Origin of the sequence: Roseibium sediminis, from assembly GCF_008711325.1 — a bacterium.
GTDB classification, from domain to species: Bacteria; Pseudomonadota; Alphaproteobacteria; order Rhizobiales; family Stappiaceae; genus Roseibium; species Roseibium sediminis.
In genome coordinates this window covers 163658-179958 of the sequence record NZ_VXDB01000008.1, presented here as the reverse complement: position 1 = coordinate 179958, position 16301 = coordinate 163658, and the positions used below count along the sequence as shown (strand labels likewise).

General features: G+C 57.9%; 19 protein-coding genes. 8 read left to right on the top strand and 11 right to left on the bottom strand.

Going from position 1 to position 16301, the window contains the following annotated elements:
* Window positions 1-16: 16 nt before the first annotated feature.
* The 5 genes from F0155_RS10310 to ygfZ form a co-directional block, all read right to left on the bottom strand.
* Window positions 17-1243 (bottom strand): cell wall hydrolase, encoded by a 1227-nt coding sequence (locus F0155_RS10310; protein ID WP_150524428.1) that lies wholly within the window; start codon window positions 1241-1243, stop codon window positions 17-19.
* 175 nt (window positions 1244-1418) lie between these two features.
* A complete protein-coding gene (locus tag F0155_RS10305) occupies window positions 1419-2414 on the bottom strand; it encodes an NUDIX hydrolase (RefSeq protein WP_150524427.1) in 996 nt (331 codons plus the stop codon).
* Between the two features lie 33 nt (window positions 2415-2447).
* Window positions 2448-2954, bottom strand: coding sequence for a tyrosine phosphatase family protein (locus F0155_RS10300; RefSeq protein ID WP_150524426.1), 507 nt, complete (start codon window positions 2952-2954; stop codon window positions 2448-2450).
* 60 nt (window positions 2955-3014) lie between these two features.
* Window positions 3015-3671 carry a YfbR-like 5'-deoxynucleotidase gene (locus F0155_RS10295; RefSeq protein ID WP_150524425.1) on the bottom strand — a complete coding sequence of 219 codons (657 nt, stop codon included), beginning with the start codon at window positions 3669-3671 and terminating at the stop codon, window positions 3015-3017.
* A gap of 28 nt (window positions 3672-3699) precedes the next feature.
* Window positions 3700-4602: a CAF17-like 4Fe-4S cluster assembly/insertion protein YgfZ gene (gene ygfZ, locus F0155_RS10290; protein ID WP_150524424.1), complete on the bottom strand. Its 903-nt coding sequence runs from the start codon at window positions 4600-4602 to the stop codon at window positions 3700-3702.
* A gap of 151 nt (window positions 4603-4753) precedes the next feature.
* Here ygfZ and F0155_RS10285 point away from each other — a divergent pair, with 151 nt between their 5' ends.
* The gene (locus tag F0155_RS10285; protein ID WP_150524423.1) at window positions 4754-6088 is read left to right on the top strand and encodes a dihydroorotase; all 1335 of its coding nucleotides are present in this window, start codon (window positions 4754-4756) and stop codon (window positions 6086-6088) included.
* Window positions 6089-6140: 52 nt separating this feature from the next.
* On the opposite strand, the gene F0155_RS10280 is transcribed toward F0155_RS10285, so the two are convergent.
* Complete coding sequence (locus F0155_RS10280) at window positions 6141-6374, bottom strand: DUF2061 domain-containing protein (protein WP_208999221.1); 234 nt, start codon at window positions 6372-6374, stop codon at window positions 6141-6143.
* A gap of 148 nt (window positions 6375-6522) precedes the next feature.
* Here F0155_RS10280 and F0155_RS10275 point away from each other — a divergent pair, with 148 nt between their 5' ends.
* From F0155_RS10275 to F0155_RS10260, 4 genes are all read left to right on the top strand, one after another.
* Window positions 6523-7371, top strand: coding sequence for a helix-turn-helix domain-containing protein (locus tag F0155_RS10275; protein ID WP_192913799.1), 849 nt, complete (start codon window positions 6523-6525; stop codon window positions 7369-7371).
* Window positions 7372-7559: 188 nt separating this feature from the next.
* On the top strand, window positions 7560-8804 hold the full coding sequence (locus tag F0155_RS10270) for a L,D-transpeptidase (RefSeq protein WP_150524421.1): 1245 nt from the start codon (window positions 7560-7562) through the stop codon (window positions 8802-8804).
* Window positions 8805-8968: 164 nt separating this feature from the next.
* Window positions 8969-10228, top strand: a complete 1260-nt coding sequence (locus tag F0155_RS10265) for a BtaA family protein (protein ID WP_208999220.1) — start codon at window positions 8969-8971, stop codon at window positions 10226-10228.
* A 3-nt stretch (window positions 10229-10231) separates the two neighbouring features.
* Window positions 10232-10885, top strand: a complete 654-nt coding sequence (locus F0155_RS10260; RefSeq protein ID WP_150524419.1) for a class I SAM-dependent methyltransferase — start codon at window positions 10232-10234, stop codon at window positions 10883-10885.
* Window positions 10886-10919: 34 nt separating this feature from the next.
* On the opposite strand, the gene F0155_RS10255 is transcribed toward F0155_RS10260, so the two are convergent.
* Window positions 10920-11639 (bottom strand): hypothetical protein, encoded by a 720-nt coding sequence (locus F0155_RS10255; protein WP_150524418.1) that lies wholly within the window; start codon window positions 11637-11639, stop codon window positions 10920-10922.
* Window positions 11640-11798: 159 nt separating this feature from the next.
* On the opposite strand from F0155_RS10255, the gene F0155_RS10250 reads away from it, so the two are divergent.
* Window positions 11799-12440 (top strand): LysE family translocator, encoded by a 642-nt coding sequence (locus F0155_RS10250; RefSeq protein ID WP_150524417.1) that lies wholly within the window; start codon window positions 11799-11801, stop codon window positions 12438-12440.
* A gap of 53 nt (window positions 12441-12493) precedes the next feature.
* Here F0155_RS10250 and F0155_RS10245 read toward each other — a convergent pair whose 3' ends face one another.
* The 4 genes from F0155_RS10245 to F0155_RS10230 all read right to left on the bottom strand — a co-directional run bounded on the left by F0155_RS10245 (window position 12494) and on the right by F0155_RS10230 (window position 14491).
* The gene (locus tag F0155_RS10245) at window positions 12494-12766 is read right to left on the bottom strand and encodes a hypothetical protein (protein WP_150524416.1); all 273 of its coding nucleotides are present in this window, start codon (window positions 12764-12766) and stop codon (window positions 12494-12496) included.
* Window positions 12767-12962: 196 nt separating this feature from the next.
* The gene (locus F0155_RS10240) at window positions 12963-13361 is read right to left on the bottom strand and encodes a TIGR02301 family protein (protein ID WP_208999219.1); all 399 of its coding nucleotides are present in this window, start codon (window positions 13359-13361) and stop codon (window positions 12963-12965) included.
* Between the two features lie 104 nt (window positions 13362-13465).
* Complete coding sequence (locus F0155_RS10235; protein ID WP_150524415.1) at window positions 13466-13906, bottom strand: NUDIX hydrolase; 441 nt, start codon at window positions 13904-13906, stop codon at window positions 13466-13468.
* 72 nt (window positions 13907-13978) lie between these two features.
* The gene (locus F0155_RS10230; protein WP_150524414.1) at window positions 13979-14491 is read right to left on the bottom strand and encodes a hypothetical protein; all 513 of its coding nucleotides are present in this window, start codon (window positions 14489-14491) and stop codon (window positions 13979-13981) included.
* Between the two features lie 141 nt (window positions 14492-14632).
* On the opposite strand from F0155_RS10230, the gene F0155_RS10225 reads away from it, so the two are divergent.
* Both F0155_RS10225 and F0155_RS10220 read left to right on the top strand, forming a co-directional pair.
* Window positions 14633-15376: an SOS response-associated peptidase gene (locus tag F0155_RS10225; protein WP_150524413.1), complete on the top strand. Its 744-nt coding sequence runs from the start codon at window positions 14633-14635 to the stop codon at window positions 15374-15376.
* Between the two features lie 98 nt (window positions 15377-15474).
* A complete protein-coding gene (locus F0155_RS10220; RefSeq protein ID WP_150524412.1) occupies window positions 15475-16299 on the top strand; it encodes a class I SAM-dependent methyltransferase in 825 nt (274 codons plus the stop codon).
* Window positions 16300-16301: the final 2 nt, after the last annotated feature.

Below are 16301 nucleotides of genomic sequence, written 5' to 3'. Positions count from 1 at the left end.
CGGAGAGGGGGCTGGATCAGTTCCAGCCGCCTGCATAAGTCTTGTAGAAGATATGAAGGCCGACCTGGCCACGCTTGGCCATGGACTTTGCCCAACGCGGGTTCACATAGGTGGCATGGTAGTGCGTGGAAGCATCGACCATCTTCAGGTATTTCTCACCATCTGAAACTTCGCGGGCAAGGCGCTTTGCAAGGTCCCATGCTTTCGGGCTGGCGATCGTGTCCTTGATGCCGTCACAGGCGAAGGAGAACTGGCAGCGATTGCGCTTGTGCTGGTTCTGGTAAACCACACCGCAGATCGAATTCGGGTAGGACGGATTCTTGACTCGGTTCAACACCACCTGCGCGACCGCAATCTGGCCTTCCTCGTTTTCACCGCGAGCCTCGAAATAGATCGCTTCGGCAAGGCACTTCTGTTCCTTGTCTGATGCAACAGAGAGCGGCAGTGGCTTTTGCGCCCACCAGTGCGGGTTGTTCGGATCTTCCGGTGGCGGCAGTTCCTGTTCGTATTTTGACGCGCCAAACAGGGCGTCGAACGGTTCCTTGGTGTCCTGAACACTGTCAGGCGCGTAAGCCGAGATCAGGGAAAAACTGGCGGCTGCTGCGTTGCGCGCCATCATGACCTTCTGCAGATCCAGTGGGCCTCCTTGTCCGTGCTGTCCCTTGTGATTGGATGCGTCCAGAGGCTCCGGCTTCACGAAGGCAACCCGCGGCATCTCCTCTTTCTTCTTGTCATTGGAAAGAAGACTGCGCATGGCATAGACGTTACCTGCAGCGCGATCCACCAGATTGCGATCCGGCGCCATGGACATGTATCGATCGCCCTTGGACGAGCGATTAACACGAAGATTTTGCGGGATCTTCTCCGGCAGGCTCGCCTTGACGATGTCGCCCAGCCCTTCGACATTGGCTGGCTTCATGTCGTTTACACCGGACGTCAGTTTCAACTGGACTTCATCTTGCGGGGCACGGCCGCTTTCCATTTTCATCGGGTATTTCGCCGGGATGGAAACAGTGAAGCTGGCTGGTTCCAGGGCGAGCGCCCAGCGAGGCGCTTCAGCCTTCTGGGAAGACAGAAGATCGAGGATGTCCTGATTGCCGGTTGCAGATGTCAGAAGGGCGAAAACCGCCGGACTGCAGGCAAGAATGCGCGCCATGCGTTTCCAGCGGATTGTCTGGCGACCTGACTGATTGGTCGATGACGAAGAAGAATGCCGCTTCGGGCTATGTTTCCGGCCAAACATACGCAGCCACTCCAACTCGTACATGTGCCCAAATTCTTCTGGGCAGGAACATGGTTAACGCCAAGTAAAAGGCGGTGAATGAGTTGATTGTGTCTCTTTAACCTTGAGAGATAGTTAATTTAAGAAAAAAGCTCGAGAAACTGCTAAAAATGACAAAAGTAAAAATCAGTTAAGGTTAAGAATAACCGGGTTGGCGGCCGCCAACTTTCAATCCCGGAGCGGGACGTTCGCTCAAGAGTGCACGTTTAAAGCGGAAGAGGGCTGCTGGTCGCCCTCCGGTTGCCGTTGACGTGGCGCCTGTGGGTTCCACCAGATCGGCATTCTCCACCAGTCGGCGGAAATTCTGCTTGTGCAGATGCCTGCCGGAAATCGCCTCGACTGATGTCTGAAGCTCGGTGAGCGTGAAGGTGTCGGCCATCAATTCGAAAATGACCGGCCTGTATTTCAGTTTGCCACGCAGGCGGGACAAGGCTGTTGCCAGTATTCGGCGATGGTCAAACTGCATGGGACGCCCTAGTCCGGGAAGATCTGCCCGTTCCAGCGCCGCCGGTCTGCCGTCCTGCAGGGCCTCACTCACAAGACCGGCCTCATAAAGCAACTCATAGCGCTCAAGGACACGTTCCTCGTCCCATTTTGAGGGATCAGCGCCGAAGGCCAGGTTCACCCGTTCCTCTCTTCCAAGGGCCCGTAGCGGACTTCCCTCGGGCGGTTCGGCTGCCAGCCAGGTCTTGAGCTCCGGCAAGATCTTGGCATCGAGAATGGAAGGTCTGCCGTTTCGCCAGTCCTCCCACGGGAAGTAGTCATACCAGCAGCGCCAATTGGAATCGTGCCGGGCCAGAACGTTTTCGGAATCCGGTGTCTGGCGTGTCAGGGCGAGGTAGCCGACGGAAACAATATGTGGTCCGGCATCGCCACGAACCCGGTGTCGGCCGCGGTCGCCAAATGTGTAGAGCTGTTCGATGTAGCCGAGGCGCAAGGCGGTCTGCTCTTCCACCCACGACCGCAGGCCGATCTCGAATGTGCGGTGGCGGATAGGATCGAATGGACCGAAGGGCAGGCTGTCGGCAGCTCCCGAATGCGGGTCGGACACCTGAACGATCTGAGGCATGCCGCCTGCCACTGAAACGATGACCGCATTCAGGCCGATCTGCAGTGTTGCCGTGCTGTCCATTCTGTGTTTCGCACTCTCCGGGCCGGTTCAGGATCAATCAAGCGGCATGACGAAGGGGACACCCTCATAGGCATTTGCCCCTCTGCCCATGGCGCGGACAGCATCGATCATTCGCCCGTCGCGTTCCAGCAATTTGTCGGCAATCGCCACCAGACGAGCATTGGGGGTGGCGGAAGGCGCCTGATGACGCAGACGTTCGGCAAGGGCGAACTCGTTCCGGTCAGGGTTCAAGGCGCAAGCGGTGATATAGGCACCCGCCGTTGACCGGCTGATACCCGCCCAGCAGTGGATGACAAGCGGAGACTGTCGATCCCAGCTCCGAACGAAGTCCACGAGGCGCAGAACATGGTCATCGGTGGGCGGTGTCAGTCCCTTGACCGGTGCGACAATGTCATTGAACCCGAGAAACAGGTGCTTTCCCGGGGCGATGCCGTCCGGCGTTGGAACATCCATTTCAGTATTGATCAGCGTAACCAGATGGGTTGCGCCCGTTTTTCGAACGGTTTCGGTCAGTTTTGAAAGGGAACAGACGTGGAGCATCGATCGCCGCTGATTTGGAAATTTGCGAATCGTACCTGCCGACCGGCTCCGCGTCACCCGTTAACCTGTGCTGCGACCCGGTTTTTGCCCAGCTTCGCGAGCCACCTCGATTTCAGTGAACCGCGCCAGGAAGCGCTCCTGCGCCTGAGCGACCGGCAGGGGGGATAATCCCATCCTGAAGACGCCGTTTTCATTTGGATGAAAACCGCGAGGGCGGCCGAAAATCTTGCCTGCTTCCACATCATCAAAACCGGCCAGCTCAACGGCTTCGAAATAGGCGCATATCGTGTCTGCCCGTTTGGCCAGTTTTTTCACCCATTGCGGGATTTCCGCCGGAAGGCCAAAGCGCAGATGAATGGCTCCCTGAAGTCGGCTTTCCACCGCCTTGTAGGCCCCGCCCATCACTGCCTTGAAGGGAGAGATCATGTCGCCGATCACATATTCCGGGGCATCGTGCAGCAGCACAGCCATCTGCCAGTCTGCGGAAAGGTCAGGTTTAAGGCGGCGGGCGATGTCCTCGACAATAAGGGAGTGCTCGGCGACGGAAAAGGCATGATCGCCCATCGTCTGGCCATTCCAACGCGCAACACGCGCAAGGCCATGCGCAATGTCGGAGATTTCAACATCAAGCGGCGAAGGATCGAGCAGGTCGAGACGCCTGCCGGACAACATGCGCTGCCATGCGCGGGGGGATTGATCTTTGGATGAGCTGGGCATGTTCAGTTTGGTGTGTTTCGTCTTGTTTTCAGGCGTCGTCGTCTGACGAGGCGGGCCAGTCGAATGTGGCCCAGTCAGGAATGGTGAGCTCGACTATGGCCCCGTTGCAGGTGACCTGATGTCCCTCAGCGCGGCCGCGTGCGACCTTGTCCAGGCGTACCAATGCAATGCCCTGGAACCGGTCCCCGGCATCAACAGTAGAGGCAAGGGTTCCAATGCTTGCCCCGTCAATCTCCAGATCAGCGCCGGGGGAGGGAAGCGGGGCAGAGCCCGAGACCTGAATGAAGCGTTTGCGCGCCGTGCCGCGATGATGGACGCGGGAGACAACTTCCTGCCCGACATAGCACCCTTTGGAAAAGGAAACGCCGTTGAGCTGGTCCATGTCTGCGTCATGCGGAAAAATGGACGAATAGTCGAAATCGGAAAGACTTTCCGGCACACCCTGAGTGACACGATAGGCGCGATAGGCATCCATGTCTGCCGCTGCAAATCCCGATGCTTCCAGCGCAGACGAAATTTCATCCGCATTGCCATAGAAGCGCGATCCAAGCGCAGCAAGGCGGGGGTCTGCAGCGCGGGTCTGTGTGGCGGCAACAGGAGCCTCACCGCCCCAGGCAGCAATCACCTGATGCGTTGCAGAAATGTCGGTAATATCGAGCTTGGCCCTGAGGCGATAGAACGTCAGGCGTTTGACGAGATCAGCCGCAGTTGCAGAGGGCGTATCCAGTAGATAGTCCGCGCCGTCCTTGATGATCAGGAAGTCAAACAGGATCTTTCCCTGCGGCGTCAGCAAAGCTGCAAATCCCGCACCGCTCTCATCGACCTTGTCGATATTGGACGTCACCAGATTTTGCAGAAAGTGATGAACGTCAGCGCCAGACAGGCGGATGACACTGCGATCAGTCAAACTTGCGTATTTTGACAGGCCCATGATTCCATCCGTTGAACGTGTGAAGTGGTTCAATGGCACATATGGCCTGCAATTGGCCAGAACAAGATGAAACGGTTTCGGTTTTGCTGGCCCTTGCTTGTTGGCCCGAGTATAAGCCGCGCAGACATTCAAGCTTTGGCGGAGACATTCAATGGCACACACCTACGATCTCATCCTCAAGGGCGGCACCGTCGTCAATCAGGACGGCGAAGGGCAACGTGATGTTGCCGTGCGCGGTGGCCGGATCGTCGGACTGGGCAGTTTTGATCCCTCACAGGCGGGCGAAGTCATCGACTGTACCGGCCTGCATGTTCTGCCCGGCGTGATCGACAGTCAGGTTCACTTCCGCGAGCCGGGCATCGAGCACAAGGAAGATCTGGAATCCGGCTCGCGGGCCGCTGTCATGGGCGGTGTGACCTCCGTCTTTGAAATGCCCAACACCAATCCATTGACGACCACGGAAGAGACACTTGCCGACAAGGTCTCCCGGGCGCATCACCGCATGCACTGCGACTTCGCTTTCTGGGTGGGCGGGACACGCGACAACGTGAAGGACATTCCCGAGCTTGAGCGGCTTCCTGCCGCTGCCGGCATAAAGGTGTTCATGGGCTCGTCGACCGGCAACCTTCTGGTCGAGGATGACAAGGGCGTTCGGGATATCCTCTCCGTCACCCGCCGCCGCGCCGCGTTCCATTCCGAAGACGAGTTTCGTCTGCGCGAGCGGGCAAACCTGCGGGTGGAAAACGACCCGCGCTCGCACCCGATCTGGCGTGACGAGATCGCGGCTCTTCAGTGCACCCAGCGCCTTGTGACCATCGCGCGTGAAGTCGGCGCGAAGATCCACATCCTGCACCTCTCCACGGCAGAGGAAGTGGATTATCTAGTCGACCACAAGGATGTAGCTTCCATCGAAGTGACGCCGCATCATCTGACCCTGACGGATGAGGCTTATGTGCGCCTTGGAACTCTGGTGCAGATGAACCCGCCGGTTCGCGCTGCCCGCCATGGCGAACGCCTGTGGTATGGCCTTGAACAGGGTATTCTGGACATTCTCGGGTCTGACCACGCGCCGCATCTTCTGGAAGAAAAGCAGCAGCCCTATCCGAAGTCGCCCTCCGGCATGACCGGCGTTCAGACGCTGGTTCCGATTATGCTGGATCACGTCAATGCGGGCCGGTTGTCGCTTGCCCGCTTTGTCGACATGTCGAGTGCAGGACCGGCCCGCCTTTTCCAGACGGCGCGCAAAGGCCGGATCGCCATCGGCTATGATGCCGATTTCACCGTGGTCGATCTGAAGAAGACAAAAACCATCACCAATGACTGGATCGCATCCAAGTGTGGTTGGACGCCGTATGACGGCAAGTCCGTGACCGGGTGGCCGGTTGGCACCATCATTCGCGGCCAGCAGGTGATGTGGGAAGATGAACTGACGCAGCCCTCAAAGGGCGAAGCAGTCCTTTTCCAGGACGGCCTCCCGCGCGGCTAGAAGCGCTTTTGGGCGAAGCGGACACCGGTTCGCTGTCAGGAAACGCGCCAAATCACGTGAACTGGGCGGACCGTGGCTCCGGATGTATTGCATGATCGCGTTCGCTGGGGAGTGACATGCCCCAGCGGATGCGGCTCCAGACCCGCTCGTGCAGAAAGAATGTGACAAAGCCGAGCGAACAGGACGAAACGGCCAGCGTGACCGCAGCAGCAAGAGAGCCCGTATGCGGGTAACTCAAGGCCGTCATGGTCAGCACGCCAAGTGCTTGCCAAGTCACGCATTTCATCAATGTTCTCTTAGAAGATTCCATATCGTCCGCCGCATTCCCCAAGCATTGGACACAGGATAGCTCGCGCCTATGATCGCGGGAATTCTGTATATTTGCTGCAAAAGCTCCCGTTTGCTGATAATATCAAACAAACGGGAGAAAATACATGGATAAGAGGGAAAGGTCAGCATTGTTCCGGCTTCGACTTACCGAAGCGATGGAACGTCGGAGCCTCAGCAAGAGCGCGCTGGCCCGTCAGTGCAGCGTGGATCGCTCGACGATTGCCCAGATCCTGTCTGAGGATGATGGTCGCGTCCCCAATGCCCATCTGGCCGCTGAATGTGCCATGGCTCTCTCGGTCAGTTCCGACTGGTTGCTTGGGTTGAGCGACCGGAGCGAGACGACAGCAGACCTTCTGGAATCCTCATTCCGCGTCACGGAAGCCGACAAGACCTTTGCCGACATCCAGATCGAGGAGTGGCACCGCGAAGCGGCGGGCTACAAGATCCGCCATGTGCCGTCGACCATCCCGGACATTTTGAAAACCGACACGGTGCTCGAATACGAGTACGCCCACTTTCTCGACAAGACGCCGGCACAGGCCGTCACCGCCATGCGCGCCAAGGCGAACTGGCTTCTGCGACCAGGGTCCGATTATGAAATCTGCTGCTCTATCCAGCAAATCAGGAGCCTGGCTGCGGGGGAGGGATACTGGAAGGAATTGCCTGCAGATGCCCGTATGGAGCAGCTTGAGGTAATGGCCGAGCGCTGTGCAAAGCTCTATCCGTCCCTGCGGCTCTATTTCTGGGATCCAAAGCGTGTCTATTCCGCGCCGGTGACGATCTTCGGGCCTCTTCTCGCGGCTGTTTACATTGGCCAGCACTATCTCGTGTTTCGGGAGAAGCGGCAGGTGGAAGCCCTGACACGGCACTTCGATCAACTGGTGCGCGATTGCGGCGTTGATGCCCGAAGTGCAGCTGATGCGATCGCAGGTCTGCTGTCCAACGCCCGGTGAAATTGCGCCACGCCGGACATTGTGACTTGAGCCATTCAGCTCTGGTTCATAAAACCTTAAGGAAAATCCCATTGGCAAAGGTTTCAGTAACCTTGTCCAATAACTCAAAATACAGGACTACCGCTTAAGCTTTTGTTTGAGATAAATCGTGCCAGAGAGTTCGGATTCCTTCGGGTGAGTGTTTTGTGATGCGTACTACAAATCCAGCAATTAATAGGCTTCTTGCAAAGCCTGTCGGCATGCTTCTGCTCTCCGGGGTCATGTCCGTGGCGTGTTTGGCTGCTGCAAATGCAGCGCCGCTTCCAACGCTTGAGCAGACCAAACGCGAAACGGTCGTGCAAACTGTTTCGGACGACGCCCCGTTGCACATGGTGGTTTCTCTCAAGGAGCAGAAGCTGAATGTGTATCGCGGAGCCGAGCTGGTCGAGGTGACGCCGATTTCGTCAGGCAAGGCCGGACATTCCACGCCAACCGGCGTGTTCTCGATTCTGGAAAAGCGAAAGAAGCATTTCTCGAACCTTTATGATGACGCGCCCATGCCATTCATGCAGCGCCTCACATGGTCGGGGATCGCGCTTCATGAAGGCAAGCTGCCCGGTTACCCGGCTTCCCATGGCTGTGTGCGCCTGCCGCATGAGTTTGCAAAAAGCATCTTCTCCCAGACCGATCGCGGCATGCATGTGATCATTACAGATGAGCAGGCAAGACCCGAAGTCATTCGCCACCTCGCGCTGATCCAGCCCCATGAATATCGCACGGATGTGGCGAGCCTTTCCGGCAGCACATCGGGAGATCCGCTTCGTGGAAGCATGGATGTAGGTTCCAAGACCGACGCGGTCGACGATCAGGTTGCCAGAAACCCGCATTTCGACAAGCCGCTGCGGATGATTGTCACCCTGAACGATCCGCGCGAGCAGGCCCGGTCCCTGCAGCGCATGCTGAATGACCTCGGTTTTGATGCAGGCCCTGTCGATGGTGTCATCGGTCGCAAGACCCGTGCGGCGCTAAGTCTGTTTCAGGAAGGTTACGACCTGCCCGTGACGGGAAACCTGACCGAGGAGCTGGTCCATCACATCTACCGTGAAGCCGGTTACGACCAGCCGCAAAACGCCACTTTGCGGGTGCGCCGGAAGTTCAGGGACGTTTATGAAACCTCCGTCCATGTTGCCAATCCCGAACGCGAAATTGGAACCCATGTTTTCACGGCACTGGATTTTGCGGAAGGGGACCTGTCTGTCGACTGGATTGCCCTGTCTGCGGAAGGTGAGCGCGGCGGGACGTCCTTCGATATTCTGGATCGGCTGGAGATTCCGGAAGCTGCCCGCGCAGAGCTCTCCAAAATGCTGACACCCGGGAGCTCGCTGATCATGACCGATCGCGGATATGCCCGAAACACCGGCCTTGGAACGGATTTCGTGGTCGTCACACGCTGACCGCCTTCTGCCAAAGCCAAAAAATCTCAAATGGCTCCGGTTCTGCCGGAGCCATTTTCCTGTCGGCAACACACTGCAGACGGGCAATCGTCACCATACTGTCGTCTGTCTGGCGTATCGCATCGGCTCATCTGCTCGCGCATGTGATGAGAAGGGTGACGATAATGAAAGGCACTTTGGCTGCTTCCAAGGCTCGATTGAATGGGGCGGTTCATCGCTCCAGCGCCACGTCGCGTGAAGGCATGTTGGAACGGCTCTTCACCTTTGCCTTCAAGGGGCTGGTCTATCCGCAAATCTGGGAAGATCCGGAAGTCGACCTGCAGGCCCTGAAACTTACCCCGCAAAGCCGGATGGTTACGATCGCGTCGGGTGGCTGCAATGTCATGTCCTACCTCACGGCCAACCCGGCGCAGATCACCGCAGTTGATCTCAACCGTGCGCATGTCGCCCTTGGTCGCCTGAAGCTTGCCGCGGCTCAAAGGCTGCCAACCTATGACACGTTCTACCGCTTCTTCGGGAAGGCCGATGAAAAGGCCAATATCGCAGCCTACAAGCGGTTCTTGAAAGACGCGCTGGACGAGGACACCAGAGCCTATTGGGAGGGACGGGGCCTTGGTGGAATGGGCCGCAAGCGGATCACGCTCTTTGCCCGCAATCTGTATCGTCACGGGTTGCTTGGAAATTACATCGGACTTGGCCATCTTGTTGCGCGGCTTTACGGCATCGACCCGAGCCATATGGTTCAGGCACGCTCGATGGAAGAACAGCGCAGTTTCTTCGATACCGCCCTTGCACCGCTCTTCGACAAGCGTCTGATCCGGTGGGCAACGTCGAAGAAGATGTCGCTCTACGGGCTGGGCATACCGCCTGCGCAATATGATGCATTGGTGACGGCCAGCACCGAGCGCGACATGTCAGCAGTCCTTCGCCGCAGGCTGGAGAAACTCAGCTGCGATTTCTCCTTGCAGGACAATTATTTTGCCTGGCAGGCCTTTTCCCGAACCTACGCGCCCGCCACTTCGACCGGAGACAAGGATGCCGGTCCTCTGCCGCCCTATCTGAAGCGCGAACATTTCGAAACCATCCGCGCTCGTGCAGGTCGTGTGCGGGTTCTGAACCGGAACTTCACCGAACATTTGCAGGGCGAGCCGGCAAACAGCCTCGACGCATATGTCCTGCTTGACGCAAAGGACTGGATGACGGATCGTCAGCTCAATGCCCTCTGGTCGGAAATCACACGCACGGCCAGACCGGGCGCAAGGGTGATCTTCAGAACGGCTGCAGAGCCGACGCTCCTTCCGGGCCGGCTGACGGAGAGTGTCCTTTCCCGCTGGACATACGAGGAGGCGGAAAGCCTTCGCCTCGGGCTGCAGGATCGCTCGTCGATCTATGGTGGCTTTCACCTCTACGTCCATAACGGGTGAGATATGAACGAGACTGTCCAAACAGCTGAGCTGATGAACTCCATCTATCGGAACCAGCGCCACTTCTATGACCTGACCCGAAAATTTTACCTGCTCGGACGAGATCACCTGATTGAAAACCTGAGACCTCCGCAGGGGAGTGCCGTGCTTGAGCTGGGCTGCGGGACAGGCCGAAATCTCATTCAGGCAGCAAACCGGTATCCGGGTGTCCGCTTCCATGGTCTCGATATTTCCGAGCGGATGCTTGAAACGGCCGCGGAGAAAGTCCGAAAGGCCGGTCTGGGGGACAGGATTTCCCTCATCAAGGGAGATGCCTCCGATCCGTCGTCAGTGCGTGAACTCGGGGGAGCGCCCTATGACCGGGTTTTCTTCTCCTACACCTTGTCCATGATGCCCATCTGGCGCGAAGCCCTTGCCACGGGTCTCAGCAATCTGTCCGACGACGGCACGATCCTCGTGGTCGATTTCGGCCAACAGGAAAGGCTGCCCGGTTGGTTCCGTTCCTTGCTTCTTGGATGGCTGGCCAGATATCATGTCAGCCCCCGAGCCGAGTTGGTGGACGAGCTGAGCGCTCTTGCTGAGCGCCATGACGCATCCTTGTCGACGCAGTCATTCTATCGCAACTACGCGCTATATGCCGAACTCCGGCGCAGTTGAGTGCGCGCCCGGTCACTACGACCTGTGTGAAGGGTCATTCCCCGGCCACGAAATAGTGCAGTGTTCCATCAGGCCCGATGCCGACGCGATAGAACAGCCAGACGCCGTAGGTTTCCATTTCCGCAACCTCACCTGAGGTGACAATCCGAAACATCTCCACCTTTTGCTCTGGGGTCAGTTCGGCGAGCGGATAACGGGCGAAATAGGGCCAGATCCACATTTCCTGCGCAGTTCCCGCATCCATGTGGACGAAGCCGGCATCCAGTATGTCTGCCAGGATGGCCAGCACCTCACGCCCTTCGCCATCGCCTGAACTCTGCTTCAGGAATTCGATCGGGTCGTCAATGTCTGTGAGGGAGAGGGTTGGCGGTACCTCGTTGCTCTCAAGTACCATCCGCAGGCGTTCCACGTCGCCGCTGAGAGCTGCATCCATCAGCTGAGACCGCATGCGCGCCACCGGTTTGGGCAACACGCTGGTGTCATAAAGCACCTCCGGAGCTGGGCCGACAGGAGCGCTCTTTGCCGCGTCCTGAAGCTCCTCTTCGGGGCCGTCCGCCTGCGGCTCTTCCTCGGACGCAGAATGGGAATCGGTGGCCGCCGATGAAGGGGGAGCAATTTCATCCGTTGGAATGATGGTCGTCGTCGGAACCTGCAGCGGCTTGGTCTCGCCTTCCGGCACGTTGCCCGGTTTGGCAACAGCTGCGCCCGGTAGAAGGCCCGCCAACAATGCGGCAATCACCAGTTTCGAACGCATTCCGTCAACTCCCGAACAACCCGTGTCATGTGGCCATTGTTATACATGTTCGTGGCTTGGGTGCGACAGGCAATGTTGCGTGATCCATGGTTCTTGCAACTGCCCGCTGCGCCAAGTATCGAGAATGCGCAAAGAGCCAAGCATCCAAAGGACGGTCGTGTGAGTTTAGTGGAGTTTGCCGCGATCGGCTTTGGAATTGGTGTCGTGACGACCGCGCCCGTCGGCCCGGTGAATGTGTTGGCTGTGCAACACGCCGCTCAGCGCGGATTTCGCAGCGGATTGTCAGTCGGTCTCGGGGCCGTTGCTGCGGATGTGATCTATGCGGCGGTCGCAATCTTCGGCGTATCCGCCATCACGAATTTCATAGACAGCCAGTATGACCTGATCCGGATTGTCGGCGGGCTCGTTCTGATCCTCTTCGGCTGGAAGGTGCTGAAAGCTCAGCCGCATCTGCACGGGGGGGAGGAATTCAGCGTGAAAAAAGCCTCTTCCATCGGCGGGGATGCGGCTGTCGCCTTCTTCCTCGTTCTGACGAATCCCGGTGCTGTGTTCGGTTTCGTCGCCATCATGGGTGCGCTGGGCGAGTTGCGTCCGGAACATGGAGACCATGCCGGGGCAGCGGCGATGGTTGCCGGTGTGGCGCTGGGGGCGACCGCCTGGTGGGCGGGTCTGTCGGCGGTGGTCGCTCGCTACAGAAGCCGGATCAACGATCGCTGGCTTGAAAATGCCAACCGGGTTGCCGGTGCGGTCTTGATCGCATTCGGCGGAGCCATTTATCTGGATCTGTTGGTCGGAGGGTAGTTTGGGCGTCTTCGAGCCGACTGTGCCGGCTCGCGATTCTCGGGCAATACTGCTTATTGAAGCACGCGGTTGACCGTGTAGTCGCCGCGCTGGATGCGCTCTGGCAGGCCTTCTGCCAGTTTTGCAACAGCATCTTCGCCATAGGTGGCAACAAGATCTGCCAAGGCAGTAAACATCGCCGCATGAGCAACGGCGTCCGTATCCACACCACACGCAACAGCTTCTGCCCAGGCATCAGAGATAAAACCCAATGCCGCGCGCCGGATGTCTTCGTCCTCGGCGTACTCTACTTCAGTGACGAAGTCACCGTATTCATCATTGGTCATTCGCTTCCTAACCGATCATAAAAGACAGGTACTGACGTCCGGGTTTGCAAATCATTTGCCGCCGAATCTCTGAGTTCAAGATTAGCCGCGCTCTCAGCGCGCGCATAGCGATCATGAAAACAATCTTAACACCAACCCACAGAATAGATTGTCAGCGTTAACTACTCGGTAAGGAGTGACGTCGGGGTAAGCTGACTTAGCGGCTGAAACGGCTGGTAACTCTCGTCACAATTGCCCCACCTTCCTCGATATATTGTCCCATAGCGAGACGAGCGGAAGGTGTGCAGTCGCGGTAAATTGCTGAAAAACCACGATAACCTTGGTTGAAACGCTCGATAAACCGGCGGCGCCGGTTCTCGTCCTCCGTTTCCGATTCCAGAAGATCTTCCATCTGGGTTCGCCAGCTTGGGCTGTCTTCGGCACCACAAAGAGGGCGCAGGAAATGAAGTGCGCCAAGGATCTCCGATAGCCGCATCAGGTCCTGTTCATAAGGAGGAGCATCGTCTCTGCGAGCCTGAGTCTGACCGGAGGACGCCCAAAAGGCGCTGCACATCAGGACGGCAAGGACAAGGAGGATAAGACGTGGAAGCGGCATGGTGACGGGCAAGGGTTCCGGATCGTTCCAGTTATCAGGTGTTCACGCCAAGCGGCTTGCGAACATCACAGGATGTAGCACACCTCAACAGATCTTGTCGTTGCTCATGGCCTGTCCCATCCAAGGAAACGACAGACCCGTTCCTTCGTGCCGGGCGTGCAAGTCAGCACCTCAAGTTCCGCCGCAGTCACCCACCGGGCATCGCGTGCATCATCTGCGGCCATCATCGTGCCCTTGGCCGAGGTCGCCAGGAAGACGCAGAGAACATAGTGCGCTTCGGTGCGCCCACCCTCATCGTGATGGATGCTGTCGAAGACTTCCACCGGCTGTTCGCCGACGGTGACACTCAGACCGGTCTCCTCGAGAACCTCGCGTGTGGCAGCCACTTGCAGGGGTTCACCCACATCAACCAGACCACCGGGCAGGCTCCACGCTCCTTCATAAGGTGGTTTGGATCGCTGGATCAAAAGGGCCCGATCGTCCCGGCTACACAGGACACTTACTCCCACAAGCGGGACGGGGGGATATTTTCGGGAAATGCTCATTGCGTGGGAATCCGGCCAACGGGTCTCGGGTCTTCGGCAGGATAGGGTCTTGTGAGTGTCCGGAAAAGTGGATCAGGCAAAAAGCGCGTCGATTTCCGCCTGCGCAGCTTCGCCTTCCTTGGATTCCAGCGTCGGCGTGACGTGGCCATGGATGATCCCGCTGGCTTGAGAAATCAGCGGACGGATCTGGGATGTCGCCTTTTCTGCCACCATCGCGGCAATGTCCGCCGGGTTCAGGGACGTCATCAACGCTTCCTGGGCGAGGATCACCGTGTGGTTGATTTCACCAACAACGGACAGGAGTTCGTTGCGCAATTCTTCCGGAGCGGCCTCATAGGCCATGACCGCAAGCTGCTTTTCAGTGAAACCGGACTGCATGAAGTGTTGTTCGTAAGACAAGGGCTCCCATGCGAGCACGTCTTCCGAACAATCCGGCATGGCCGGAAGCATTTCGAGCAGCATCATCACTTCGTTGAAGTGGTTGAGATAATCCGTAGCCAACCCCGTGCTCGGATTGATATTTGCGGTTTCCAGCCTGTCAGCGGCCAACGGACCGACGCCTAAAACTGGAGTGTCACCACTCATCTCAAACCCCTGCTGTATTGCCCGATCGTTCTGTTATAAGGGTTTTTCCTTGCTAATTACCTAACCGGAGCGAGCGAATCGCCAACGGTCATTCTTGCAGTGACAAATGGCAGAACACTGAGTGACGACAAGGGGAATGCCATGTGTGGCAGATTCAGCCTGACAGCAACGCCCGAGGATGTGAAAGCTCTCTTTGAGTACATCGATCTGCCGAACTTCCCCCCGCGCTATAATATTGCTCCCACCCAGCCTATAGCGACCGTGCGAAAGGACAGCGGAAAACGGCGGTTCCAGTTGGTGCGCTGGGGGCTCATTCCGTCATGGGTCAAGGATCCTGCAAGTTTCACGTTGCTCATCAACGCCCGGAGTGAGACAGCCGCGGACAAGCCGTCGTTTCGCGCTTCCATGCGCCACCACCGCTGCCTCGTTCCGGCTTCCGGCTTTTATGAGTGGCGCAGAACACCGGAAGGCAAGCAAGCTTTCTGGATCGCGCCGGCAGATGGCGGCATCATGGCGATAGCGGGGTTATGGAACACTTGGTCGGACCCGTCCGGCGGCGATATCGACACGGGCGCCATGCTGACCACCGAAGCAAACGGCATGATGGCGCCCATCCATCACCGAATGCCGGTCATCCTGCAAAAGGAACAGTTCGAAGACTGGCTGGACACTGGAAACGTGTCGGTGAAGGAGGCGGTTCGCATGCTTGTTCCCGCTCCTGATGACTATCTGGTCGCTCACCCGGTCTCAGACCGTGTGAACAAGGTCGTCAATGACGATCCGGATCTGCAGACCGCGGTTGAAGTGGAGGCCAGCGAAGACATGCGCAAGGCTGGTTCTTCACGTGAGAAGAAAGCGGGCGGCGGGCAGCTGGATCTTTTCTAGCTGTCGGGATGGCGGGAAACAAAATGCTGGTCTTTGCACAGCCCTGTCCTTATGAGCATCGGACCTTGGAAAAGCGAAAACAGGCGCAGGCATAAACAATGGATCAGGACAGCGACGACCAACTGGCAGAGGCCTACAACACCGGGCTGGATCTGGAAAAGTCCGGCGATCTGGATGCCGCAGAACGCCATTACCGCAAGGCGCTTGAGCTCGATCCGACAGATCCGGCAGGTGTGAGCATTCGCCTTGCCGCCATGGGGCGCGATCCGTCACCGTCCAAGATGCCCGATGCCTATGTTTCCACCTTGTTCGACCAGCACGCAGATGTGTTTGACGAGATCCTGGTGGACCAGCTGGGATACAGCGTGCCACTCATGGTTCGCGAAGCACTTCGCACGCTCTCGCTGGACCACTTCGAACGGGTGCTGGATCTGGGTTGCGGGACCGGGCTGACCGGCATTGCCCTGAGTGACTGCACGACCCATCGCACGGGTGTCGACCTGTCGGAGCGCATCATCGAGCTCGCCTTTGACCGGGAGGTTTATGACGACCTTTATGTGGGCGAGGCTGTCGAGTTCCTTGAAGAGTTCGAAGACGACGATGGCTGCCCGATCTGGGATCTGATCACGGCAACCGATGTCTTTCCCTATGTCGGTGATGTAGCGCCCCTCGTGAAGGGAGCGGCTGAGCGACTGGCTGGCAAGGGTGTCTTTGCCTTCTCGACCGAAACGCTTCCCGATGAGGCTTTCGGGCCAGCGCCGTACAAGGTTGGCGAAAAACGCCGCTTTGCTCACAAGACCAGCTACATTCGGGATCAATTGTCCGAAAACGGGTTTGAAATCCTTCTCATGGACGACATCACCGTCCGCCTTGAGGAAGGGGATCCGGTGCCAGGGCATCTGGTCGTCGCACAAAAGCGCTAGGC